19 protein-coding genes and 1 tRNA gene are annotated in these 24,515 nt (G+C 68.2%); 12 read left to right on the top strand and 8 right to left on the bottom strand.

All coding sequences use genetic code 11. From position 1 onward, the window contains the following. The first annotated feature begins 212 nt into the window (after positions 1–212). From IAI54_RS11170 to IAI54_RS11145, 6 genes are all read left to right on the top strand, one after another. Complete coding sequence (locus IAI54_RS11170; protein WP_187972409.1) at positions 213–1,163, top strand: DMT family transporter; 951 nt, start codon at positions 213–215, stop codon at positions 1,161–1,163. Positions 1,164–1,406: 243 nt separating this feature from the next. Continuing rightward, complete coding sequence (locus tag IAI54_RS11165; RefSeq protein ID WP_235679398.1) at positions 1,407–2,753, top strand: glutamine synthetase family protein; 1,347 nt, start codon at positions 1,407–1,409, stop codon at positions 2,751–2,753. Positions 2,754–2,879: 126 nt separating this feature from the next. Next, positions 2,880–3,974 (top strand): polyamine ABC transporter substrate-binding protein, encoded by a 1,095-nt coding sequence (locus tag IAI54_RS11160; RefSeq protein WP_187972407.1) that lies wholly within the window; start codon positions 2,880–2,882, stop codon positions 3,972–3,974. Positions 3,975–4,045: 71 nt separating this feature from the next. Further along, positions 4,046–5,188, top strand: a complete 1,143-nt coding sequence (locus tag IAI54_RS11155; protein ID WP_187972406.1) for an ABC transporter ATP-binding protein — start codon at positions 4,046–4,048, stop codon at positions 5,186–5,188. Positions 5,189–5,192: 4 nt separating this feature from the next. Next, complete coding sequence (locus IAI54_RS11150; RefSeq protein WP_187972405.1) at positions 5,193–6,155, top strand: ABC transporter permease subunit; 963 nt, start codon at positions 5,193–5,195, stop codon at positions 6,153–6,155. Between the two features lie 10 nt (positions 6,156–6,165). Next, positions 6,166–6,984, top strand: a complete 819-nt coding sequence (locus IAI54_RS11145; protein WP_187972404.1) for an ABC transporter permease subunit — start codon at positions 6,166–6,168, stop codon at positions 6,982–6,984. Between the two features lie 45 nt (positions 6,985–7,029). Here IAI54_RS11145 and IAI54_RS11140 read toward each other — a convergent pair whose 3' ends face one another. Together IAI54_RS11140 and IAI54_RS11135 are read right to left on the bottom strand one after the other, a co-directional pair. Continuing rightward, positions 7,030–7,305, bottom strand: a complete 276-nt coding sequence (locus IAI54_RS11140) for a DUF6460 domain-containing protein (RefSeq protein WP_235679326.1) — start codon at positions 7,303–7,305, stop codon at positions 7,030–7,032. A 101-nt stretch (positions 7,306–7,406) separates the two neighbouring features. Beyond that, positions 7,407–9,266 carry an AsmA family protein gene (locus tag IAI54_RS11135; RefSeq protein ID WP_187972403.1) on the bottom strand — a complete coding sequence of 620 codons (1,860 nt, stop codon included), beginning with the start codon at positions 9,264–9,266 and terminating at the stop codon, positions 7,407–7,409. 173 nt (positions 9,267–9,439) lie between these two features. On the opposite strand from IAI54_RS11135, the gene IAI54_RS11130 reads away from it, so the two are divergent. Continuing rightward, complete coding sequence (locus IAI54_RS11130; RefSeq protein ID WP_187972402.1) at positions 9,440–11,398, top strand: acetoacetate--CoA ligase; 1,959 nt, start codon at positions 9,440–9,442, stop codon at positions 11,396–11,398. A 291-nt stretch (positions 11,399–11,689) separates the two neighbouring features. On the opposite strand, the gene IAI54_RS11125 is transcribed toward IAI54_RS11130, so the two are convergent. The 3 genes from IAI54_RS11125 to IAI54_RS11115 all read right to left on the bottom strand — a co-directional run bounded on the left by IAI54_RS11125 (position 11,690) and on the right by IAI54_RS11115 (position 18,744). Beyond that, positions 11,690–13,393, bottom strand: coding sequence for an ABC transporter permease (locus tag IAI54_RS11125; RefSeq protein ID WP_187972401.1), 1,704 nt, complete (start codon positions 13,391–13,393; stop codon positions 11,690–11,692). Between the two features lie 77 nt (positions 13,394–13,470). Then, complete coding sequence (locus IAI54_RS11120; RefSeq protein WP_187972400.1) at positions 13,471–14,526, bottom strand: Fe(3+) ABC transporter substrate-binding protein; 1,056 nt, start codon at positions 14,524–14,526, stop codon at positions 13,471–13,473. 213 nt (positions 14,527–14,739) lie between these two features. Further along, positions 14,740–18,744 (bottom strand): PAS domain S-box protein, encoded by a 4,005-nt coding sequence (locus tag IAI54_RS11115; RefSeq protein WP_187972399.1) that lies wholly within the window; start codon positions 18,742–18,744, stop codon positions 14,740–14,742. Positions 18,745–18,990: 246 nt separating this feature from the next. Here IAI54_RS11115 and IAI54_RS11110 point away from each other — a divergent pair, with 246 nt between their 5' ends. Further along, positions 18,991–19,449 carry a phasin gene (locus IAI54_RS11110; protein ID WP_187972398.1) on the top strand — a complete coding sequence of 153 codons (459 nt, stop codon included), beginning with the start codon at positions 18,991–18,993 and terminating at the stop codon, positions 19,447–19,449. A gap of 242 nt (positions 19,450–19,691) precedes the next feature. Then, positions 19,692–19,768, top strand: a tRNA-His gene (locus tag IAI54_RS11105). Between the two features lie 118 nt (positions 19,769–19,886). Here IAI54_RS11105 and IAI54_RS11100 read toward each other — a convergent pair. Further along, complete coding sequence (locus IAI54_RS11100) at positions 19,887–20,573, bottom strand: SDR family NAD(P)-dependent oxidoreductase (RefSeq protein ID WP_235679325.1); 687 nt, start codon at positions 20,571–20,573, stop codon at positions 19,887–19,889. Positions 20,574–20,800: 227 nt separating this feature from the next. On the opposite strand from IAI54_RS11100, the gene IAI54_RS11095 reads away from it, so the two are divergent. The 3 genes from IAI54_RS11095 to IAI54_RS11085 are packed head-to-tail and all read left to right on the top strand — an operon-like array spanning position 20,801 to position 22,171. Beyond that, entirely contained in the window at positions 20,801–21,058 is a 258-nt protein-coding gene (locus IAI54_RS11095; protein ID WP_187972397.1) for a PepSY domain-containing protein, read from the top strand. Between the two features lie 7 nt (positions 21,059–21,065). Then, the gene (locus IAI54_RS11090) at positions 21,066–21,635 is read left to right on the top strand and encodes a cytochrome b/b6 domain-containing protein (protein WP_187972396.1); all 570 of its coding nucleotides are present in this window, start codon (positions 21,066–21,068) and stop codon (positions 21,633–21,635) included. After that, on the top strand, positions 21,632–22,171 hold the full coding sequence (locus IAI54_RS11085) for a helix-turn-helix transcriptional regulator (RefSeq protein ID WP_187972395.1): 540 nt from the start codon (positions 21,632–21,634) through the stop codon (positions 22,169–22,171). Before IAI54_RS11090 ends, IAI54_RS11085 begins: the two co-directional genes overlap by 4 nt. A 245-nt stretch (positions 22,172–22,416) precedes the next feature. Here the strand turns inward: IAI54_RS11085 and IAI54_RS11080 are convergent, their stop codons facing one another. Beyond that, positions 22,417–22,557 (bottom strand): DUF1127 domain-containing protein, encoded by a 141-nt coding sequence (locus IAI54_RS11080; protein ID WP_187972394.1) that lies wholly within the window; start codon positions 22,555–22,557, stop codon positions 22,417–22,419. A 310-nt stretch (positions 22,558–22,867) separates the two neighbouring features. Beyond that, positions 22,868–24,430 (bottom strand): exodeoxyribonuclease VII large subunit, encoded by a 1,563-nt coding sequence (gene xseA / locus IAI54_RS11075; RefSeq protein WP_187972393.1) that lies wholly within the window; start codon positions 24,428–24,430, stop codon positions 22,868–22,870. Positions 24,431–24,515 lie beyond the last annotated feature (85 nt).

Genomic DNA, 24,515 nt, shown 5'->3' with positions numbered 1-24,515 from the left:
TGCCTTCGCGCCGGCGCGGTGTAGACCAAATCCGAAGGCTTGACGACAGCCAAGGCGCCTGAGGGACGGGGCGACGGGCGGGTCGCGGCACGGGGCGTCCCGACCGGACGTGATCCAACGACAAGACGGGGCTGGATCAGGCCTGCGCCGCCGTTTGCCGCTAGCGGATGCGACGGCGTATCGAGGCGGGAGGCCTCGCCGGGAGCAAGACCATGTCCAGCAGCCAGGCGTCTCCTCCGCCTGCCTTCGCCGCACCGGCGAACGAGGAGCGCATCGGGTTCCTGCTCGTCTTCCTGGCGGCCCTCGCCTGGAGCCTCGGCGGCACGATCGGCCGTTTCCTGGGCGAGAACGATGCCTGGACGAACGTCTTCTGGCGCTCCGCCTGGGCCGCTGCCTTCCTTCTGGGCTTCATGCTGTGGCGCGACGGGCTGCGCGGCATGCTCGGGCTGTTCCGCGCCATGGGCCTGCCGGGACTGGTCGTCGCGGCCTGCTTCGCCACGGCCTCCACGGCCTTCGTCGTGGCGCTTTCCTACACGACGGTCGCCAACATCCTCCTGATGCAGGCGGGGGCGCCGCTGATCGCGGCCCTGCTCGCCTTCCTGTTCTTCCGCGAGCGCATCTCCCTCGCCACCTGGGTGGCCATCGTGGTCGTCATCGCGGGCGTGGCGGTGATGGTGTCGGATTCGCTCGACGGCAACGTCTCGCCGGTCGGCGACGGGCTGGCGCTGCTGATCGTCGTGGTGTTCTCGCTCGCCACGGTGCTGACGCGCCGCTTCGCCGACGTGCGCATGACGCCGGCCGTCTGTCTCGGCACCCTGATGGCGGGCGCCTTCGCGCTGACGCAGGCCGCCACGCTCGCCGTCTCGGCCGTCGACATGGGCTTCCTCTTCGCCTTCGGCGCGGTCAATCTCGGTCTCGGGCTGGCGCTGTTCTCAACCGGCGCGCGGCTGATCCCGGCGGCCTATGCCGCGCTGCTCGCCACGTTCGAGACGCTGCTCGGCCCGGTCTGGGTCTGGCTGGTTCACGGCGAGGTTCCCTCGCAGCGGACGCTGATCGGCGGATCGATCGTCTTCGCCGCGCTGCTCGTCCACATCGGGCTGGAGTTCCGGCGCCAGATGCGGCCGCAGCGCCCCGGCACCACCGGCCTGCCGCTGCCCGACTGACCCCGTCCGATCCGCGCACCAGGCGATGGCGCGCCCGTGGTTGCGCGTTCGCGCCCCATTGACAGAATTGTGACGGCCGGGGCAGCCTGTCGTCATCGGCAACAACCAGACAGGCTCATCTTGCCCCTCTCGGAACCCGGCGCCTTGCTCGCCGGCACAAAGAACGGATCATCGCTCGCTGCCGCCTCGCTCTCCGCGACCGCCGAAGCGCTCCTTCCCGCCAATGACGAGAGTTCCCGCTTCATCTCCCCAGACCACGAGGCGGAGTATCGATCCTTCGTCGAGAGACATCCCGACATCGAGGCGGTCGAGTTCCTCATGGTCGATCCCAACGGCGTCCTGCGCGGCAAATGGGCGCCGGGCGATGCGCTGAAGAAGGCCTTCCAGGAAGGTGTCAACTTCCCGATGTCGCTGCACGGGCTCGATGTCTGGGGCCGGGAGGTGAGCGAGACGGGGCTGCACATCGAAACCGGGGACATGGACGGCTACTGCCGCGCCACACGCGGGTCGCTGTCGATGGTGCCCTGGGCCAAGCGCCGTACCGCGCAGGTCTTGCTGCAGACGTTTTCACCGGAGGGCGAGCCCTTCATGGCCGATCCGCGCCAGGTGCTGAAGAAGAAGGTGGCGGAGGTCAACGCGAAGGGCTTCTTCCCGGTGGTCGCCTTCGAACTGGAATTCTATCTGCTCGACCCGGAGCTCGAGTGGAGCGACGGGATGCCGGGCCCGGTCGGTGCGGCGGCGGGTCCCGACCGGCTGCGCATGTACGGGCTCGACGACCTCGCCGAGCATGCGGCGCTGTTCGACATGATCCGCGACGCCGCCGATGCCCAGAAGCTGCCGATCGACACCATCATCAAGGAGGCGGCGCCCGGCCAGTTCGAGGTCAATCTGAAGCACCGCAACGATCCTCTGCGGGCAGCCGACGACGTCATCATGCTGCGGCGCATCGTCATGGGCTGCGCGCGGGCGCACGGTCTGCAGGCGACCTTCATGGCCAAGCCGTTCCTCGAATATGCGGGCAACGGCATGCATGTCCATGCGTCCATGCTCGATGCCGCGGGCAGGAACGTCTTCGGCGGCCCGGACGGACGCCGGACGCTCGAGGCGGCGGTGGCGGGGCTGCTCCAGACGATGCCGGAATCGCTGCTGCTCTTCATCAACACCTGGAACGGATTCCGCCGCATCACCCCGGGCTCCTATGCGCCGACGCGCGCGGTCTGGGCCGAGAACAACCGTTCGGTTGCGCTGCGCATCCCGGTTTCCAACGATGCCAACCGTCGGGTCGAGCACCGTATCGCGGGCGCCGACGCCAATCCCTATCTGGTGATGGCGGCGCTGATCCAGGGCATGGTCGAGGGGATCGAGGGCGAACTCGTCCCGCCGCCGCCGATCCAGGGCAACGCCTACGACGAGGAGGGACTGTCGCTTCCCGACGACATGGACGACGCGCTGCAGTTGATGGCGAAGGGCACTTTCGTCGACCGGGCGCTCGGTCCTCTGCTCTCCAAGGTCTACCGGGATCTGAAGAGAGCCGAGATCGTCGCCTTCTGGGGCGAGATCACGCCTCTGGAGCGGACAACCTACCTTTGAGGGATGACGGGAAATTGGCGCTTGTCGCAGTGCGAAAACGCCAATAGTCTCAAAGGACTGAAACCTGGCCGCGTTGCATCACTCGCGCGAGCCGGGAAACGGGGCATAACAAGAGGAGAAATCGCGATGAAGCGAAAGACACATCTTCTGGCGGCGACGGCTCTTGCCGCGCTCGTCTCGTCCGGGGCATCGGCGCAGGACCGGACCGTCAACGTCTACAACTGGTCCGATTACATCGACGATACGATCCTGGAAGATTTCACGAAGGAAACCGGCATCAAGGTCGTCTACGACGTCTTCGATTCGAACGAGATCCTGGAGACGAAGCTGCTCGCCGGCGGCACCGGCTACGACGTCGTCGTGCCGACGGGCACCTTCCTCGCCAGGCAGATCCAGGCCGGCGTCTTCCAGAAGCTCGACAAGTCCAAGTTGCCGAACCTCTCCAACATGTGGGACGTGGTGTCGGAACGGACGGCCAAGTACGATCCCGGCAACGAGTACTCGATCAACTACATGTGGGGCACCACGGGCATCGGCTACAACGTCAACAAGGTGCAGGACGCGCTCGGGATCGAGAAGATCGACAGCTGGGACGTCGTCTTCAATCCGGAGATGATCGCCAAGCTCGCCGACTGCGGCGTCTACATGCTGGACGCGCCGGCCGAGATGATCCCCGCCGCGCTCAACTATCTCGGGCTCGACCCGAACACCACCAGTCCCGACGATCTCGGCAAGGCCGAGGAACTGCTCCTGTCGATCCGTCCGTCGATCCGCAAGTTCCATTCGTCCGAATACATCAACGCGCTCGCCAATGGCGACATCTGTCTGGCCGTCGGCTGGTCCGGCGACATGTTCCAGGCACGTGACCGCGCCGCCGAAGCGGACCAGGGCGTGGCGATCTCCTATTCGATCCCCAAGCAGGGCGCGCAGATGTGGTTCGACCAGATGGCCATTCCAGCCGACGCGCCGCATCCCGAGGAAGCGCATGCGTTCCTGAACTACATGATGCGGCCCGACGTCATCGCGAAGGCGTCGAACTACGTCTTCTACGCCAACGGCAACGCGGCCTCGAAGGACCTGCTCGACGAGGCGGTGATCGGCGACCCGGCGGTCTATCCGGACGACGAGACCATGAACAAGCTCTTCACCACCGTTCCCCTCGATGCCAGGACGCAGCGCCTCGTGACGCGGATCTGGACCCGGGTCGTGACGGGTCAATAGGCGAACGATCCGGCCCCCGGCGGCAGCGCCGGGGGCCTCGCTTTTGGGGAAGCGGGTAACCTGGGGACCACATGAAATCGCTCGGCAGCATTCGCAGAAGCTTCGCGCCCTGGGCCGATCCGGCCGCCAAGCCCTACATCTCCTTCGAGAACATCACCAAGCGTTTCGGCGACTTCGTCGCCGTGAACGACCTGTCGCTCGCCATCTACGAGCGCGAGTTCTTCGCCCTCCTGGGTGCATCGGGCTGCGGCAAGTCCACGCTGCTGCGCATGCTGGCCGGCTTCGAGGAGCCGACGTCGGGGCGCATCCTGCTCGACGGCCAGGACCTGCGCGGCATCCCGCCCTACCGGCGGCCTGTCAACATGATGTTCCAGTCCTACGCGCTGTTCCCGCACATGAGCGTGGAACAGAACATCGCCTTCGGCCTGAAGCAGGACGGCATGCCGAAGGCACAGATCGCCGAACGCGTCGCCGAGATGCTGAAGCTGGTCAAGCTCGAGCAGTTCGCCCGGCGCAAGCCGCACCAGCTGTCGGGCGGCCAGCGCCAGCGCGTCGCGCTCGCCCGCTCAGTCGCCAAGCGGCCGAAGGTGCTCCTGCTCGACGAGCCGCTCGGCGCGCTCGACAAGAAGCTGCGCGAGGAAACCCAGTTCGAGCTGATGGATCTGCAGCAGAATCTCGGCCTCACCTTCGTGGTCGTCACGCACGACCAGGAGGAGGCCATGACCATGGCCGACCGCATCGCGATCCTGGACAAGGGCCAGGTGATGCAGGTCGCAACCCCGGCCGAAATCTACGAGGCCCCGGCGTCGCGCTTCGTCGCCGGCTTCGTCGGTACGGTCAACCTGCTCGAAGGCCGCGTGATGGCACGCGAGGGTGCGACGCTGCGCATCAAGGGTGCCAGCGGCGCGGAAATCCTGGTCGAGAACGCGCCCGACGCCGTCAGTTCGGGAGAGGTCGCCTTCGCGATCCGTCCGGAGAAGATCCGGGTTTCACCGCGCCAGCCCGCGGAAGGAACGCCCAACGTCATGCCGGGCGAGATCTTCGACCTCGCCTATCTCGGCGACATGACGGTCTACCACGTGCGTCTGGCCGACGGGCAGGTGGTCAAGGCGAGCGCGCTCAACAGCGCGCGCGTCAGCGAAGACCAGCTGACCTGGAACGACCGCGCCTGGGTGTCCTTCGCGCCGGATGCCGGCGTCGTTCTGACGAGGTAGCGCCATGGCACAGTCGATTGCTTCCGACCGGCTGGACGCTGCTCCCGCAGCGCGCACTGGCGGGCTCGGCAAGGCCCTGGCCAACCGCCTCGTCATCATCGTCCCGTATCTGTGGCTGTTCGTCTTCTTCCTCGTTCCCTTCCTGATCGTGTTCAAGATTTCGCTGTCGACGACGGCGATCGCGATGCCGCCCTATTTTCCGGTGTTCTCGCTCGAAGAGGGTCTCTCCGGCCTCGTCGCCGGACTGCGCGACCTGACGTTCGACAACTATCTCTGGCTGGCCGACGACGCGCTCTACTTCAACGCCTATGTTTCCAGCATCTCGATCGCCGCGGTCTCGACGCTGATCACGCTCGCCGTCGGGTTCCCGATCGCCTACGGCATGGCGCGTGCGCCGGCCGCGCTGCGCCCGACGCTTCTGATGCTGGTGATCCTGCCGTTCTGGACGAGTTTCCTGATCCGAGTCTACGCCTGGATCGGCATTCTGAAGCCGGAGGGCCTCCTCAACCAGTTCCTGATCTGGACCGGCGCCATCGACACGCCGCTGCTCATCCTCAACACCAACACCGCCATCTACATCGGCATCGTCTATTCCTATCTTCCCTTCATGGTGCTGCCGCTCTACTCGGCGCTGGAGAAGATGGACTACTCGCTGATCGAGGCGGCGCAGGATCTCGGCTGCCCGCCGATGGCGGCCTTCTGGAAGATCACCTTCCCCCTGGCGCTGCCCGGCGTCGTCGCGGGATCGATGCTGGTCTTCATCCCGGCGATGGGCGAGTTCGTCATTCCGGATCTGCTCGGCGGCTCGCAGACGCTCATGATCGGCAAGACGCTCTGGAACGAGTTCTTCAACAACCGTGACTGGCCGGTCTCGTCGGCTGTCGCCGTCATCCTGCTCCTGCTGCTCGTCGTGCCGATCATGCTGTTCCAGCAGGCGCAGGCGCGGGCGCTGGAAAAGGGCAGGTGAGGGCGGCGCGATGAACACCACCTGGTCCCGTTTCAACATCGTCTCGATCGTGCTGGGCTTCGCCTTCCTCTATCTGCCGATCGTGCTGCTGGTCGTCTTTTCCTTCAACGAGTCCAAACTCGTCACGGTCTGGTCCGGCTTCTCGACGAAATGGTACGGCGAGCTGTTCCGCAACCAGGGCCTCATCGACGCGGCCTGGGTGACGGCGCGGGTGGCCTTCCTGTCGGCGAGCGTCGCCACGGTTCTCGGGACGCTCGCCGCACTGGCGCTGACCCGCTACACCCGCTTCCGCGGCAGGGTGCTGTTCTCCGGAATGGTGTTCGCGCCGCTGGTCATGCCCGAGGTCATCACCGGCCTGTCGCTGCTCTTGCTGTTCGTGGCGATCGGGCTCGACCGCGGATTCCTCACGGTGACCCTCGCTCACATCACCTTCTCCATGTGCTTCGTCGCCGTCGTCGTCCAGTCGCGGCTGATCACCTTCGATCGCTCGCTGGAGGAAGCCGCGATGGATCTCGGCGCGACGCCGGTGAAGACCTTCTTCGCCATCACGCTGCCGGTCATCCTGCCGGCCATCGTGTCGGGCTGGATGCTCGCCTTCACGCTGTCGCTCGACGATCTGGTCATCGCGAGCTTCGCCTCGGGACCGGGCGCGACCACGCTGCCGATGAAGATCTACAGCCAGGTGCGGCTGGGCGTGACGCCGGAAATCAACGCCGCCTGCACGATCCTGATCGGCATCGTGGCGGCCGGCGTTCTGATCGCCTCGGTCGTCAACAAGAGCCGGGAAGTGCAGCGCCAGCGCGACGAGCAGGCGGCGCAGCGCACCTGACGCAGGCCTGGACCGGCACGACGGCGGGCCGTCGTGCCACGGGCATCAGCTGCGCGGCGGCCGCAGGAGGTAGATCACCAGCCATACCGGCAGGATCACCATCGATCCGAGCACGATGTTCGGTATTGCCCAGGCGCCCCCGCGCTGCAGCATGTCCAGGACGTTCTCGGGCGTCAGGCCGACTTCGGCGAGCACTTGCGCCGCGGTGATGTCGAATGCAGACAGGGCGGCGCCGGTCACGAGCGACACGAGAAGGATCTTCAGCACGGCCGACACGTAACGCAGCAATCCGCCCTCCGAGACGCTGGTCGTCAGCGGCATCGATCATGGCCTTTCGGGCCTGTTGACAGCCGCCGCGGTCGGGAGCGTAGCGCGATTCGTGCCGCGTGAGTATCTCGCCCGTCGATGCGGGCGCGGATGGCCTATTCCATCGGAAAGTCGCCCAGCAGCGGCGACACGAAGGGCGACCGCCAGGATCCGCCGACGAAGAAGGCCGCCAGTGGTGCGGCGCCGGACGGGACGGTGGTGCCGTCGGTGGCGGGCGGATCGCGCGGCATGATCGTGCCGGACAGCGCGATACCCTGTCCGACCAGCGGCAGGATGCCGCTGAACCTGACGACCTGGCGCGGCTGCATCACCTTCGCGACGTCCAGCCTCGCCACCCCGCCCGTGACGGTGGACCGGACTTCGGCCGCCTCGAAGGCGATGGTGCCGGCGGCGACCTCGTTGAGCGGGAAGAAGCCGCCTTCGGCAGCCCGCTCGCGGAAGGCATCCAGGTCGAACCAGGCCACCGAACCCGGACCGAGCTTGACCGAGATCGAGCCCTCGCCCCCCGCCAGCATGGCGTCCCATCCTCTTGCCGGGCCGCCGACCAGTGCCGATAGGGTCGCGCGGGCCTGGGGCAGGGCGCTTCCGAAGCCCATGGCGGTTCCGAACGCGTTGAAGTCGACGTCGCTCGCCAGGAAGCGGAGTTCCGCCCTGTCGGTGTCCGTCCGCCGGTCGATCCGAAGCCCCGCCTGGATGGTGCCGCCGAAGGCGCTGGCGTCGGAGATGTCGAAGGCGGCCAGGCCGTCGTTGATCTGTGCCGTTGCCGCGAGCTGGCCGAGTTCGAGGGAACCTGCGGTCGCGCGGGCTGCCGACAGTCGCAGGTCCAGCTGAAGCTTCCGGGCGAAGTCCAGCTCGATCGGGCCGGCCCAGTTGCCGATGTCGCCGGGAATCTGGACGAAGGTACCGAGGAAGGCCCGGAGGTCGAGCGACTGGAAGGCCAGCGTGCCCGACAGGGCCGGCGTCTTTCCGGCGAACGAGACCTCCAGCAGGCCGTTTCCTGGGTGACCGCCGAGCGCCAGCTGTGCCTCTTCCAGCTTCAGGCGCTGGGCGTCGCCGATCAGGCGTCCGGAAATCGACGCGTTTCCGGCGATGACGCCGGTGGTGATGTCGGTCCGCGACCATTCCAGGGTCCTGCGCAGCGACGGCGAGGACAGCTTCATGACGCCATCGAGGAAGCCTCGCCTGGAGAAGGTCGCAAGGCCCTCGAAGCTGCCGTTGAGCGGCGTCGACACGAGCGAGACGGAGGTGCGCGAATTGCCACCGGCGAGGAGTGCCAGCGGCTGCTGGACGCTTGCTTCCGCTGCGATGCTCTCCCCGCGCCAGATGGCCTTGATGCTGATCGACGCCGGCCGGTCGAGCGTCGGCCACGACCCGCGGCCGGTGATGCTGGAAAGGACTTCGTGTTCGCCTGTGGCATCGAGGCGAACGACGCGTCCGTCCAGCAGTTCGAGCGAACCCAGCGGGTCAGACGGCATGCGCGCGGCATCGGGCTTGGCAGGGTTCTCGTCCACGACCGTGCGTGCCGCCTCGATGGCGCGCAGCATGCGGCCGCCACGGGGCGGAACGGGGAAGGGGACGACGCCGTCCTGGTGGGATACCCGCAGCACCGGCCGCAGAAGCGTGACCTTGGTGAAGGTGATGTCGCCCCGGAGCGCGGCGATGGCCGACAGTTCGATCTGCACCCGCTCGGACTGCAGCACCGGCGGCGCTTCCGGCCTTCCCCATTCCTGCAGCGAGACGTCGGCCAGTTCCGCATGGAAGGACGGCCAGACGTGGATGCGCGGAATGCCGCTCAGGACGACGCGATAGCCGCTCCAGGCGCTGAGTTCGGCGGCGATGCGGTTGCGCACGATCTGGGTGGAGGCGATGTAGGGAATCAGCGCGATGACGGCGAGGCAGAGGATCGCCAGCGTCGCGATGGCCCAGATCGTCCGTTTCGCCCCCTTGGATGGCATCGCGCCTCGTCGCTTCCCGCGCTGCTCGCGCCGTGACGGCCACTTCGCGAAGGCCGCGCTGCGAGCCATTTCAATCCATTGTGGCCCGCAGATGGCGCTGGTGCGCAACCTGCGGCCGTCTTGCCCTCCCGCCGCGCAATATGCATAACGCATCGCCCATCAGGAGGATGTCCATGTCCCGATCCGCGCCGCTCTGGACCCCGTCGCCCGACGTCGTCGCGCGCTCGCCGTTTATGGCATTCATGGGGGAGGCGACCAAGCGCTCCGGTGGGACCCTTTCAACCTATGAACAACTTCATGCGTGGTCCGTAACAGATCGTGAGGGGTTTTGGAAACTGGTCTGGGATTTCTGCGGCGTGATCGGCGCGCGCGGGGAGCGCGATCTGATCGATGGTGACAGGATGCCGGGCGCGTCCTTCTTCCCGGATGCGCGGCTCAACTTCGCGGAGAACCTGCTCCGGAAGACGGGGGCCGGCGACGCGCTGGTGTTCCGCGGAGAGGACAAGGTCGCTTACCGCCTGTCCTGGGACGCGCTGCGCGCCATGGTGTCGAAGCTGCAGCAGGCCTTCGCTGCCGAGGGCGTGAAGGCGGGCGACCGCGTTGCCGCCATGATGCCCAACATGCCCGAGACGATCGCCGCCATGCTCGCGGCCGCCTCGCTCGGCGCGATCTGGTCGTCCTGCTCGCCGGACTTCGGCGAACAGGGCGTGCTCGACCGGTTCGGCCAGATCGAGCCGGTCGTCTTCGTCACCGTCGACGGCTACTGGTATGCCGGCAAGCACATCGAGGTCGGCGACAAGGTTGCCAAGGTGGTGGCGAAGCTGCCGACGGTCCGGCGCACGATCGTGGTCGACTATCTCGGCGGTGCCGAGGCAGTCGCAGCTGCCGTGCCCGGCGCCCGGACGCTCGCGGCCACGCTCGCCGCGCATAACGACAAGCCGCTGACCTTCGAGCGCCTGCCGTTTTCGCATCCGCTCTACATCTTGTTCTCCTCCGGCACGACCGGCATCCCGAAATGCATCGTGCACTCGGCCGGCGGAACGCTCCTGCAGCATCTCAAGGAGCAGCGGCTGCATGCCGGCATCGGCGAGGGCGACCGCTTCTTCTACTTCACCACCTGCGGCTGGATGATGTGGAACTGGCTGGTCTCCGGCCTCGCCACCGGCGCGACCTTGCTGCTCTACGACGGCTCGCCCTTCCATCCGGACGGCAACGTCATCTTCGACTACGCCCAGGCCGAGAAGATGACCTATTTCGGCACCTCGGCGAAGTTCATCGACGCGGTCCGCAAGTCGGGCCTGGAGCCGATCCGCACGCACGACCTGTCGTCGGTCCGCGTCATCTCGTCGACGGGCTCGCCGCTGTCGCCGGAAGGCTTCGACTTCGTCTATTCCGGCATCAAGTCCGACGTGCATCTCGCCTCGATCTCGGGCGGAACCGACATCGTGTCCTGTTTCGTGCTCGGCGTGCCCACGCGTCCCGTCTGGAGCGGCGAGATCCAGGGCGCCGGGCTCGGCATGGCGGTCGAGGTCTGGAACGACGACGGCCAGCCGGTGCGCGGCGAGAAGGGCGAACTCGTCTGCACGAAGGCCTTCCCCTCGATGCCGGTGATGTTCTGGAACGATCCCGCCGGCGCCAAGTATCATGCCGCCTATTTCGACCGGTTCGAGAACGTCTGGTGCCATGGCGACTTCGCCGAGGTGACGGAGCATGACGGCTTCATCATCCACGGCCGCTCGGACGCGACGCTCAACCCCGGCGGCGTGCGCATCGGCACGGCCGAGATCTACAACCAGGTCGAACAGATGGAGGAGATCGTCGAGGCGATCTGCATCGGCCAGGATTTCGACGACGACGTGCGCGTGGTGCTGTTCGTGCGGCTGGCGCCGGGCGTGGTGCTCGATGCCGACCTCGAGAAGCGTATCAGGACGACGATTCGCACCGGCGCCAGCCCGCGCCACGTGCCGGCGAAGATCGTGGCGGTCAGCGACATTCCGCGCACCAAGTCGGGCAAGATCACGGAGCTCGCGGTGCGCGACGTGGTGCACGGCCGCGCGGTGAAGAACAAGGAGGCGCTTGCCAACCCGGAGGCGCTCGATCTCTTCCGCGATCTGCCGGAGCTGAAGGTCTGAGCCGGCGCGGGGCGAGGGTTAACGAAGGATGACCGGGGAAATTTACCTCGTTGGAAGTGACCCATCCAGTCTCTCGACTTTTCCTTAACCAGGTAAGGTTTCGTTAAGGGTTGGCCCCGATACTCCTCGTTAACTTGAGGGAGAAATCCCGCGCCTGTTCCAGGCTTCGTTTCGCTCAAGTCCTCGTTTTGACAGCAATCCCAATTCGACGGGGCGTTCTCACGAACGCCCCGCTTTTTTTTGCGCGCGGCCAGGGCTGCGGCGACCCGGGGCGCTCGCCGCGGGACGGCGCTACAGCGCCGCGTCGCCGTCGCGCATCAGCGCGCCCGACAGAAGCACCACCGGCACCAGCGCCGTGACGATGATGAGCAGCGCCGCGATGGCGCCGTCCTCCACCACGCCGCGCGAGGCGTTCTCGTAGACGTGGGTGGCGAGCGTCGAGAAGCCGAAGGGACGCAGCAGGATCGTCGCCGACAGTTCCTTCACCGTGTCGACGAAGACGAGGACGGCGGCGGTGAAGAGGGCGGGCCGCAGAAGCGGCAGCAGGATCTCGCGCGCGCTCGCCAGCGGCGGGCGGCCGAGGCTGCGGGCGGCCTCGTCGATGTTGCGCGGCAGCTTCTCCAGGCCCGAGCGGATGGCGCCTTCGGCCAGCGCCAGGAAGCGGATCGTGCAGGCGAGAACGACGGCGCCCGCCGAGCCGGTGAGAAGCAGGCCTGTCGAGACGCCGAAATGGTCGCGGGCGAAGCCGTCGAGCGTGTTGTCGAAGCGGGTCAGCGCGAACAGCAGCCCCAGCCCGAGGATGGTGCCCGGCACCGCATAGCCGCCGGCCGCGACGCGCGCGACCGCCGTCATCGCCGCCGAGCGGGAGAGCCGCGCCGCGTTCATCACCGCGAGCGCGGCTGCCACCGTCAGAACCGCCGTCGCGCCGGCGGTGAGGATGCTGTTGACGAAGGCGGCGTGCAGGGCGGGGCTCGCGATCTGGTCGAGCCTTCGGCTCGCATAGTCGCCGAACACGGCGAGCGGGATGCCGAAGCCCGCCAGCACGGGGAGCATGGCCGCGGCCGTCGCCAGTCCGGCGCGCCAGCCGGCGAGGCGCACCCGCGGCGGCCTGGCCTTCATCTGCGTGGCCCGGGCGCCATGGAAGCGCTGGCGGCGGCGGGCCCACTGCTCGGCCCAGACGAGGCCGAGCACCAGCAGCAGCATCAGCATGGCGATCTGGGCCGCGCCTTCCAGGCTGCCGCGGTTGAGCCAGGTCGAATAGACCGAGAAGGTGAGCGTGCGCACGCCGAGATATTCGACCGCGCCGATGTCGTTGACGGTTTCCATCAGCACGAGCGCCACGCCGGCGAGGATCGCGGGGCGGGCGACCGGCAGCAGGATGCGGAAGAACACCTTGGCGGGGCCGGCGCCGAGGGTGCGCGCCACGTCGGCGATGTTGCGGCCCTGCATGATGAAGACCACCCGCGCCGTCAGGTAGACGTAGGGGTAGAGCACCGACGACAGAACCACGGCCGCGCCGCCGGTCGTCCGGATGTCGGGAAACCAGTAGTCGCGCATCGTCTGGAAGCCGAACAGCGCACGCACGGCGCTCTGCACCGGACCGGTATAGTGGAAGAACTCGCCGAAGGCGTAGGCGGCGAGATAGGTCGGCACCGCGAGCGGCAGCACCAGCGCCCAGGCCAGCAGCCGCCGCAGCGGGAAGTCGTAGGCGACCACCAGCCAGGCCGTGGTCACGCCGATCGAGGCGGTCCCGCCCGCCACCAGCAGGAGCAGCCAGAGCGTCGTCCGGGCGGATCCCGGCAGGACGTTGCGGGCGAGGTGGGGCCAGTCGGCGCCAGTGCCCGTGACGGCGATGGCAGCGAGCACGGCGACCGGAACGAAGACCACCCCGGCGATGACGAGCGCCAGGACGAAGGCCGCCGGATGCCGCTCGCGGCGCGCGCGTGCGGGAAGGGCGATGCCGGGGGCGGTGTCTCTGCGGCTGGTTTCCTGCATCAGGCGCTCAAGAAAAAGGGTCCGCGTCGGTTACCCGTGCGGACCCCGTCATGCAAGCGACCTTGGTCGCGGCAGCGTCAGCTGGCCGGACCGTCGTCGAGGCCGACGCGGTCGACCATCTCGGATGCCGCCTTGCGGTGCTTGGCGATCTCGGAGAGCGGCAGCGTGTCGGCCTTCAGCGTGCCGAAGGACTTCACGACGTCGGAGGGCTCGACGTCCGGCGAGGCGGGATATTCGAACACCTCGGCGGCGTAGATCTTCTGGGCCTCCACGCTCGCCAGGAATTCCATCAGCCTGATCGCGTTGTCGCGGTTCGGCGCGTTCTTCGCCATCGCCATGCCGGAGATGTTCACATGCGTGCCGGAATCGTCGATCGACGGGAAAACGACGTTGATGGCGTTCGCCCAGTCCTTCTGCTCCGGCTCCTTCTCGTTGGTCATCATCAGGCCGACGTAATAGGTGTTGCCGAGCGCGAGGTCGCATTCGCCCGACATGATCGCCTTCGCCTGGCCGCGGTCGTTGCCGTCCGGCTTGCGGGCGAGGTTGGCCTTGAAGCCCTTCATCCACTCCTCGGTCTTCGCTTCGCCCCAATGCGCGATGAGGGCCGAGAAGAGGGCGAGGTTGTAGTCGTGCTGGCCCGAGCGGATGCAGATCTTGCCTTTCCATTTCGGGTCGGCGAGATCGGCATAGGAGATGTCGGTGTCGGTGACGCGGTCCTTGGAGGCGTAGACGACGCGCCCGCGCTTGGTGACGCCGAACCAGTGGCCTTCCGGATCGCGATACTCGGCCGGCAGGGCCGCGTTGATGTCGGCATCGTCGACGGCCTGGGTGATGCCCTTGTCCTTGGCGGCGGCGAGCCGGGCGATGTCGACGGTGAGGATCACGTCGGCAGGCGAGTTCGCGCCTTCGGCGGCGATCCGTTCCTCCAGGCCCTTGTCCAGGAACAGGACTTCGGTGGCGATGCCGGTCTCGGCCGTGAAGGCGTCGAGCACCGGCTTGATCAGGTCGGGCTGCCGGTAGGAATAGACGTTGACCACGCCGTCGGCCTGCGCGGCGGGCAGGATGGCGAAGGTCGATGCGAGCGCGGCTGCGGCGACACCCAAGCGGGAGAGACTGGCGGTGAGGCGGGACATGGAAGCTCCTCTTGTCTGCGACGTCCGCCGCTGCATGTCCCACGTCCCCCGGTGAGGTCAAGGGTATTGCGAAGCAATATCAGGAGTTTAGAAGAATTCTAAACTGCGACGATCAGGATTTGTGGAGCCAAATCAGAGGCAAACGCTCAACAATTAGCCGCGCGCAGGACATCACGTTTTCGTGATCGCCTGCGCGAACGTCGGACGTCATTCTCAGTCGGCGAGCACGCGGGTCGAGGGGAAGCAGATTTCCACCAGCGTGCCCTCGCCGGGAGCGGAACTGATGGTGAAGCGGGCGCGGTTGGCCTCCACCATCGCCTTGGTCAGCGGCAGCCCCAGCCCGGTCCCGTCGTTGCGCGTGCGCTTCAGCGAGTTGATCTGCTTGAACGGTTTCAGCGCCTGCTCGATCTCGGCGCTCGACATGCCGATGCCGGTGTCGCGCACACGCATGACGACGTCGCCCGACGCCTCGTAGGCCGTCGACACGATCACCTGGCCGCCCGGCTGCGTGAAGCGCACCGCGTTCGACAGAAGGTTGAGGCCGATCTGCCGGACCGAGCGGAGATCGGCGACCACTTCGGGCAGGCGCGAGGCGAAGCTCGAGCGGATGATCACCCGCTCGCGGTTCGCCTGGGGCTGCATCATCGCCACCGTCTCGGCCAGCACGTCGTTCAGCGCCACGGCCTCGTAGGCCATCTCCTGCTCGCCCGCCTCGATCTTGGAGATGTCGAGCAGGTCGTTGACGATGTCGAGCACGAGATTGCCCGACCGGTTGATGTCGCGCAGGTAGTCGCGGTAGCGCTCGTTGCCGATCGGGCCGAACTTCTCGTCCATCATCAGTTCCGAGAATCCGATGATGGCGTTCAGCGGCGTGCGGATCTCGTGGCTGACGCGGGCGAGGAATTCCGACTTCTGCGACGAGGCCCGCTCCGCGAGCGTCCGCGCCTTGGTCAGTTCCTCTTCCGCCCGCTTCCAGGACGTGATGTCGCGCAGCACCGCGCAGAAACCGTTGCCGCCGGGCAGGCGCCCGATGGTCATGAAGAGCGGGATGAAGCGGCCCTGCGCCTCGCGGCCGATCACCTCCCGGCCGTCGTTGAGAACGCTCGCCACGCCGTTGTCGGAGAGGCCCTGCAGGTAGTCCCGCGCCGCGCGCTGGCTTTCGACCGCGAGCAGCGCCACGAACGGCTTGCCCGCCACCTCGCGGTCGTCATAGCCGAACAGCGCTTCTGCCGGACGGTTGATCGAGCGGATCGTGCCGTCCGGTGCGATCACCACGACCCCGTCCGTGGCCGTGTCCAGGATCGTGCGCATCTCCTCGACACGTCCGGCGAGGTCTGAAGCGGGACGTTCCTCGACCCGCTCCTGCGCGCCGTCGGCGGGGCGCAGCGCGAGAAGCAGCGCCTTGCCGCGCTCCCACGCGATCGACTGGAGATGCGCGCGCACGGGCAGCGTCGAGCCGTCCTGGCGTCGCAGCATCGTGGCGTGCGCCGGCGCGTCGGACGGTTCGGCATCGTCGCTTCGTTCGGCAAACAGCGCGCCCAGCCCGCCGGCCTGCTCCAGATCGGCGAGCGCCGCGTATCCGGTGAAGTCGAGGAAGCTCCGGTTGGCGAAGTGGAGCACGTCCCCTGCGTGGACGAGCATCGGCAGGGGCAGGCGTGTCAGGATCGAACGAACGGAGCCGGTCTCGGCCGGCGCTTCCTCAGCCTCTGCCTGTTCCCCGTCCGCGACCGGGCTCTCGGCTGCGCGGGATGCCTCGAGCGGCTGCGCGGCGGGCGGAGTTTCCCCGGTACGGTTTCCGGCAGCCGGGGCGTCCCCATCATCGGCTGCCGGAGGATGCTGGCGTTCGATCGAGCCCAGCGCGGCCGGCGGCTGTTGCGCCATCGGCGGCGTTGCGTCGCGGTCGCGCGGCGGATCACCGGCAGCAGGCGTCGCAGCCTCCGGCCGTGCGGCGGTCTCCTGTGGAACCTCCGCGAGGGGCTCCTCGACGACCGCGCTTCCGGTCCGGCCGCTAACCGCATCCTGCGCATCGGGAGCGATCGGTTCCTCCGACAGTTCCTCCTCCACTTCGATGAAGAAGGGATTCGCGGCGCGCGGCAGGGTATGCCCATCCTCCTTCGAGCCGGGATGTTCGGGCCGCTCGGGACGAGCCGGCGCCTGCGGTCGGACGGGCTCGCCGGCCGGGGCGGGCGGGCGGGACGGGAGAGACGCCTCTTCCGCGGGTCCGGATCCTGCGGAGGTGCGGGGCGCGGCGGCCTCCCGATCCGGGGCCGGCTTGCCGGGCGTCTGCGGAAGCCTCTTCGGACGGGCGCCGTCCGGCCCTTCCTCGCGGGGCTCGGTGACCTTCTTCAGCCGGTCGCCGATCTCGCGGAACGCATTGCGCTCGCCGGGCGAGAGATTGCGCTCGATGGCCGGGGGCCGGTGCTCGGCCAGCCGGATGATCTTGTCCGAGAAACGCCGCGAGCGGGCCTCGTCGAGCGGAATGACGGTCGATCCGCCCATCTCCTGACCAGGCGCGGCTTCCTGCGGAGAGGAAGCGGGGTCTGCGCTCGCAGAGGCGTCTTCCCTTCGTCCGGTCTCGCGCCCACGGTCGGCGACGACGAGATGGCCCTCGCGGTCCGGCGGCGGCGCGTCCGCAGCCGCTTCCTCCGGCGCCTGCCGACGCGCATCGACCGGCCCCTCGGGCGCCGGCTTGGCCGAAGGCACGAAGACCGAATCGGCCAGTCTCGCGATGCCGAAGCCGCGGAAGCCCTCGAAGCTGCGGTCCCGGGAATAGACCGGCAGTGCCGCAAGGTCGACCGGCGCCCGCCATCCCGTGCCCGCGAGCGGCCACAGCACCGTCTTGCCCGACCATGTGTCGCGGCGGGCCAGGAGGCCCTCGATCTCGCCCTTCGGGTCGATGCCGAGTTCGCCGGCGAGGTCCGCGAAGGAGCGGCCGATCACGGCCGCTTCATCGGCGCCGACCGCCGCCAGGAAATCGCGCGACATGGCGCTGAAGCGGCCCTCGGCATTCGTCCGCCAGGCGAAGCGGACCGGGCCGGCGGCGCGGGTGAAGGGCAGGTCGGCCGACTCGACCGGTCGCGACGAACCGGCGGTTTCCGCAGCAGCGGTCGGGTGAGCGTCGTCCGCCGCGCCCTCGGCCGCCGGTTCCGGCGCCTGCATGGCGCGCGCTTCGGGGCTGCCCCCGTCAGGCGCGGGTGCGGCCGGCGCAACCGCTGCGGGCGCGACCGGGGCTTCGTCGGCCTTGCGGCTGCCGGCGGGCGCGTCGGCTTCGAAATACCAGCGATCGATCGGATGCCGCTGCACACCGTCGTCCACGGGCGCCTCCGGCGCCGAGGGAGCGACGACTGGCCTGGGCGCCGCCTCGTCGTCGGTATGGGCGGAGGGCGGCTGCGCGGCTGTCGGCGCGTCGTGGCGCGGTGCGGCGGGGTCGTGCCGCTGCCGGGACGGAGCCTCGCTCTCGATGGCAGCCGTCTCCTGTTCCGCGACCGCGCCCGGCGATGCCCGATCGGGCGTCCTGGCCGGCGCCTCTTCGGGGAAATCCGCGGCGCGGTAGAGTTGCGGATCGTCCACCACGACGAGCAGGTGCACCGCCGGCTCGTCCGAGAGGCGGGCGATGCCCGCGGGAATGCGGCCGCTGGCGGCGGCGATGCGGCGCTTCACGAGGCGATCGGACGCGTCGGCCACGTCGGTCACCATCGCCGCCACGGTCGTCGCGGCGATGCCAAGTTCCTCGTAGCCCGGCGTGCAGGCGACGATCCGGCCTGCCCGCAGGTAGGCGGCATAGTAGCCGGCTTCGGTGAAGCCGGAGATCGCGCGTGCGGCAACCTCCATCGGGTCGCGTGCGCCTGCCGCGGCGGCCGGCGCCGCCAGCAGGATCGCCCGCTCTCCGTCGGGCAGCCGCACGGCGCTCGCCAGCAGGCTGACGGCGCGGCTGGTGTGGCCGGCGGCGAGGCGCAGGAGCAGCGCGCGGTCGGTCCCGATGTCGGGAAAGCCGGGCGAGGCGGCGATCTGGCGCTTCTGGGGGAGCCCGAGACCTGCCGCCGCGCCCATGATCGCCTCGATGTCGGGGTAGCCGAACATGTGCGCGCCCGGCCCGTTCGCCCAGATCACCTCCTCGAGATCGCTCGACAGGATCGCCAGCGCGTCGCCTGCGGCAAAACGTCCGCGCACGTCGTCGAGCACGGCGATGTCGATGAACGAATACTCGCTAGCTGACATGTCCCGGATGATCCCGATCTGCAGGCGCCGCCCCGCCTGACCTTAACGCTTTGTTAAATAAAAGTCTCCGCGGCCAAGGTCCACAATTGCGGGTGGCATTGCGACCGTTTTCTGCCTCCGTGGTTAACCGGATCGCCTTAATGGTGCGTTGCAAGAAAAATGTTGCAACGCACAAGATGGATGCCTATATTGTGGGCATATGACGCGCAAACGGTTCGCGTCAGCCCGCCCCACCAGAAAGGAATGATGCAGATGTCGAAAGCCGCCAAGACTGCCGAAACCATCGAATTCCCCACCTTCGACGCATCCAAGGCCACCGACCAGTTCCGCGCCTTCGCCGAGAAGGGCGTCGAGCAGTCAAAGGAAGTCTACTCCAAGATGAAGGCTTCCGCCGAGGAGGCCCAGAAGACCGTCGAGACCGCGATGGAGACCATGAAGAAGGCCGGCAGCGAAATGTCGCTGAAGGGCATCGGCGCGCTGCGCGCCGGCGCGGAAGCTGACTTCTCGTACATGGAGTCTCTCGTGAAGGCCAGGTCGCTGTCGGAAGTCATCGAGCTGCAGACCGGCTACATGCGCAAGCGCATGGAGATGCTCGTCGACCAGGCGAAGGACATGCAGGCAGCCTCCACCAAGATGGCCGAGGAGATCTCCAAGCCCGCCAAGGACGCCTTCGAGAAGACGATGAAGGAACTCAAGGTCGCCTGATCCGTTGAAGGCGCAAGTGTAGGGGCGCGCACCTTCCTCCCGCGCGCCCTGTGCGGAAAAGGCCGGCCCGCTGCGGGCCGGCCTCTTCCTTCCCCCCTCCGGCCTTCCCCCCTCCGGCCCGCCGTCCACCGCATGGCGGCGCCCGCGGCAGCGTCCCGGCCGGAACGGTCCGCGCTTGCGGTTTGCGGACTTGCAATCGTGGTCGTTTGACCGTATTGCACACTCGCTTCTCAGCATCGCGTGCGGTTGTAGCTCAGCTGGTTAGAGCGCCGGATTGTGGATCCGGAGGTCCTCGGTTCGATCCCGAGCAACCGTACCATCTCCCCATTTTTTCGCTGCTGCATCCTGCCGGCAACATCGCAGCGCTCCCGCTGGGCCGCCTTCGAAGGGCCCCGAAAAAGCGGCCCGGCTCGGTGTCCCCCGCGACCGTGACCCGTCTACCAGGGGACGGTATCGCCCCGATGGTCGACGAAGCTGCCGCTCTGCGCCATCCCGAACTCCCGGCACTGCGCCAGCACGCCGCCAGCCGATTCCTCGACCGGGATGTCCGCGTCCGGACCGCCCATGTCGGTGCGGACCCAGCCGGGATGGACGAGTCGAACGGCAATGCCTTCCGGGGCGAGATCGGTCGCCAGGCCTTGCATGATCTTGTTCACGGCGGCCTTCGAGGCGCGGTAGGCGATCTGGTCCGACTTGGCGTAGCTCATCCGGCCCATGGCGCTGGTAACCGTGACGATGCGGGCGATGCCGCTTCGCTCGCGCGCGGCGCGCAGGTTGGGCAGGAAGGCCTGGACGACGCGCAGGGGGGCCAGCGCATTGACCTCCAGCGTCTCGCGAAAGCCGTCGAAATCCATGTCGAGGGTCGACTGGCGCGCCGGACCGATGATGCCGGCATTGTTGACGAGGAGATCGACCGGCCGACCGCCGAGCATGTCCGCCGCGCGGGCGAGGGCGGCCGCGTCGGTGACGTCGATGCCCTCGAGGAGGTCGATGCCGCTCTGGACCATGCCCTCCGGCCTGCGCCGAACGAGCCCGACGACGGAAAAGCCCTGGCGAGCGGCAAGGCCGGCCAGCGCGCGACCGATGCCGCGGGCCGCGCCGGTGATGACAACGGTCCTGATCATGAACGACTGGTAGCCGCCGGCGCGGTTCCGTTCAATGGCGGCCGGAAGGGAGAACGGCCGCACATGCGCCGCCCGACGGCGCCACCTCGACGGACGGCTCGTAAGCACGTGCTTATCGGCAGCCCGTTAATCCTTTCGCCAATTCAGGCGGAGCGGGAAGTCCGCCATGTGGAGACCGCGGAGGCCGGACGGTCCGGCGTTCCCCTCGAACCCCAAGGAAACCAACCATGCGCAGAATTGCTCTCTCCACGCTTGCCGCCCTCGCTCTCGTGATGCCTGCCCTCGCGGAGGACCTCACCTTGTCGACCGTGCTCGGGACCACGATGGACGAGGTAAAGGCGTCGCTGACCAGGCTGGGCTTCGAGGTCCGCAAGGCCGAGATCGAGGACGGCCAGATCGAAGTCTACTTCGTCGGCGACGGCAAGATGGGCGAAGTCTACGTCAGCCCCGAGACCGGAAAGCCGACCCGCATTTCGATGAAGTGAGCCCTCCATGTCGATCGGCATTGCAAGATCCGGACGTGCCGGCGTCCGCGAGGTGGCGGTCTGGGACCCGCTGGTCCGGCTGATCCACTGGTCGGTCGCGGTCGCGGTCCTGGTGAACTCGTTCGCGGACGGCGAGGAGGCGTTCCACCACTGGGTCGGCTATGTGGCGTCCAGCCTCGTGGCGCTTCGGCTCGTCTGGGCGGTGGTCGGACCGCGGGCCGCCCGCTTCGCGGCCTTTCCACCCGATCCCGCCGCAGCCCTGCGGCATGCCGGAGGCATGATCCGCGGCCGCTTCGGCATTCACCTGTCGCACAATCCGCTCGGCGCGCTGATGGTCTACAACATCTGGGCGACCATCGCCGTGCTGGCCGCCACCGGCTATCTGATGGGGACGATGCGCTATTTCGGCGTGGAATGGGTGGAGGAAGGCCATGAACTCGCCTACGACTGGCTGCTCGTGTCCGTGGCGCTTCACGTGGGCGGCGTCCTGCTCGACGGCTGGCGCACGAAGGTGCCGCTCGTCCGCGCCATGATCACCGGCCGCAAGCGCATACCGGACGGGGCGGAGGTGGAATGATCGTCAGACTGCCGATGCCTGAAGGAACGGAGCGGCGAGCGACCACGCTCGCCGCGCTGATCGTGGTGCAGGCCCTCTGCGCAGTCTTCTTTCTGGCCGACGTCATCGTCGACTTCGGCGATGACGGCCGCCTCGAAGGTGCGCATGTGATCGCCGAGGCGGTCGCGACCGCGGCGCTCATCGGCGGCGTCGCTTTCCTCATGATCGAACTGCGCCGCCTGCTCGGCCGGATGGAGCGGATGGAGATCGGGCTGCGCTCCGCCCGCGGCGAAATGGCGGCGATCGTGGAGATGTTCTTCGAGCGCTGGATGCTCAGTCCGGCCGAGCGCGACGTCGCGCTGCTGATCCTCAAGGGGATCGACACGGAGACGATCGCGGCGATGCGGGGAACGGCGAAGGGCACGGTCCGGGCACAGTCGGCGGCGATCTACGCCAAGGCGGGCGTCGACGGCCGGGGCCAGTTCGTCAGCCTGTTCCTCGAGGAACTGCTGGCCGACGACGGTCGACCACCGGTGGCGGACCCGTCGGGCAACTGACGCCCAGAACGTGTGAATCAATCGAGGATTCGAAAGAACGCCCGCTGAAGACCTCGGGATTCGAGGCTTGAGCCGAGCGGAAACGGGCACTCTCTCGCATCCTCTCAGGCGGAGCCGCCCGGCCGAAACGCGAAAGGCCCGCCGGACGAACCTGCGGGCCTTCGGGATGCGGCTGCCCTCACGGGAGGGAACGGGCGGCCGACGGGGGCAGGGCGGGAGGGAGCCCTGCCGCACTTTCCTGTCGTTCAGCGGCCGCGGCGCGCGACGTGCGGGATGTCGGCGCGGGTGATGCCGATGTCGTCCAGCTCGCGGTTGGACAGGCGCGACAGCTCGTCGATCGCGCTGCGGAAACGGCGCCAGTTGCGGTAGTTCTTCAGGATGCTCATGATCTCTGTCTCTCTTTCGGGCAATTGCAATCTGATGCGGCTCAGATAGTCGCCATGTTGCAGTGCCGCAAGAGCGCCATACGCATGGATCGCCTGCGTTTTTTGCATATCGATGAAAGAATGGGCAGGGTGCGTTTCGCGGTTGCGAAGGAGGCGGGGGGAGGGAATGGCGAATGGCGAATAGGGAATAGGGAATAGGGAATAGGGAATAGGGAATAGGGAATAGGGAATAGGGGGAGGGCGCGGTCTTGTGCCTTTCAGCCGCTACTCACCCCCCCCGCTATTCGCCATTCGCCCCTTCCCCGCCCCCTCAGAACAGCGACCCCTGACCGCCGCCGCCTGCCTTTGCCGGACGGGGGCGCGGTTTGGGGGGGGCGCCGTCGCCGGCGATGAGGGCGCTGGTGGAGGCGTCGGCGAACTGCAGCGTCACCTGATCGCCGGGGGACAGGCCGGCTGCACGCTTCACCGGGGCGCCGGCGGCGTCGTGGACGACGACGAAGCCGCGCTCCAGCACTGCCTTGTAGGACAGCGAGGCATTGAGGCGGCCGGCCTGTGCCAGCCGGTCGGCCAGCCGGGCGAGGCGGACGTCGGCGGCGCGGTCGGCGCGGCGGGCGAGGTTCGTGACGCGGTCGCCGCAGGCCGACATCCGGCGCAGGAGCGGCTCGAGGCCGAGCCGCGCATCGGCGCGGCCGAGCCGGTGCAGGCGGTCGCGGCGCAGCGCGAGGTGGGCGGCCGGCAGGCGGGTGCCGAGCCGGTCGATCAGGCGCGTCGCCTCGGCGATCCGGCGCGACAGCGTCGCCGGCGTCAGCCGCAGCCGCTCGAAGCGGGCGCGCTTGCGCTCCAGCCCGACGTCGAGACAGCGGTCGAGCCGGGCGGCGGCCTCGTCGAAACGGCGGCGCGGCAGCGCGAGCAGCTGGTCGGCGGAGGGAAGGGCACGGGCGGCGGCGCGCAGCGCCTGACGCTTGCGGTCGATGCCGCGCACCTCGCCGTTCCGCAGCCGTGCGCCGAGGGCGGCGAGCGTCGCCTCGAGATCGGCCTTCACCGGGACGGCCATTTCCGCCGCACCCGTCGGCGTCGGAGCCCGTACGTCGGCGGCATGGTCGATCAGGGTCCAGTCGGTCTCGTGGCCGACGGCCGAGATCACCGGGATCCGCGAGGCGGCCACCGCGCGCACGATGGCCTCGTCGTTGAAGCCCCAGAGGTCCTCCAGGCTGCCGCCGCCGCGCGCCACGATCAGGACGTCGGGCCGGGGGATCGGCCCGCCCGCGGGCAGGGCGTTGAAGCCGGTCACCGCCGCCGACACCTCCGCGCCCGTCGTCTCGCCCTGGACGCGCACGGGCCAGACCAGCACGTGCAGCGGAAAGCGGTCGGAGATGCGGTGGATGATGTCGCGGATGACGGCGCCGGTGGGCGAGGTGACCACACCGATGACCCTGGGCATGAAGGGCAGCGGCCGCTTGCGCGTGGCGTCGAACAGGCCCTCGGCGGCCAGCCGGCGGCGGCGCTCCTCCAGCAGCGCCATCAGCGCGCCGGCGCCGGCGGGCTCCAGGCTCTCGATGACGATCTGGTACTTGGACGAGCCCGGATAGGTGGTGAGCCGCCCCTGCGCGATCACTTCCATGCCCTCCTCGGGCCGGAAGCGCAGGCCCCGGAACGTGCCCTTCCAGATCACCGCCTCGATCCGCGCGCGGTCGTCCTTCAGCGCGAAATAGGCGTGGCCCGACGAATGGGGCCCGCGATAGCCGGAAATTTCGCCTCGCACGCGCACGTTGCCGAAGGCATCCTCCACCGTGCGCTTCAGGGCATTGGAGATCTCCGACACCGTGAATTCGGCGGCGTTGGAGGGGGAATCGCTGGCGAAGAGGTCGGTCATGGGCGGATTCTAGCGCGGCGGGGCAGGGAAGGCGAGTGAACGGGGCAGCGAGGCGATGCGGGATCTGGCGCTCAGGGCGGGTCGG

The organism is Aquibium microcysteis (genome assembly GCF_014495845.1).
In the GTDB taxonomy this organism is placed as follows: Bacteria; Pseudomonadota; Alphaproteobacteria; order Rhizobiales; family Rhizobiaceae; genus Aquibium; species Aquibium microcysteis.
Note: the sequence above shows the minus strand (reverse complement) of the source record. Positions and strands in the feature narration are given on the sequence as shown.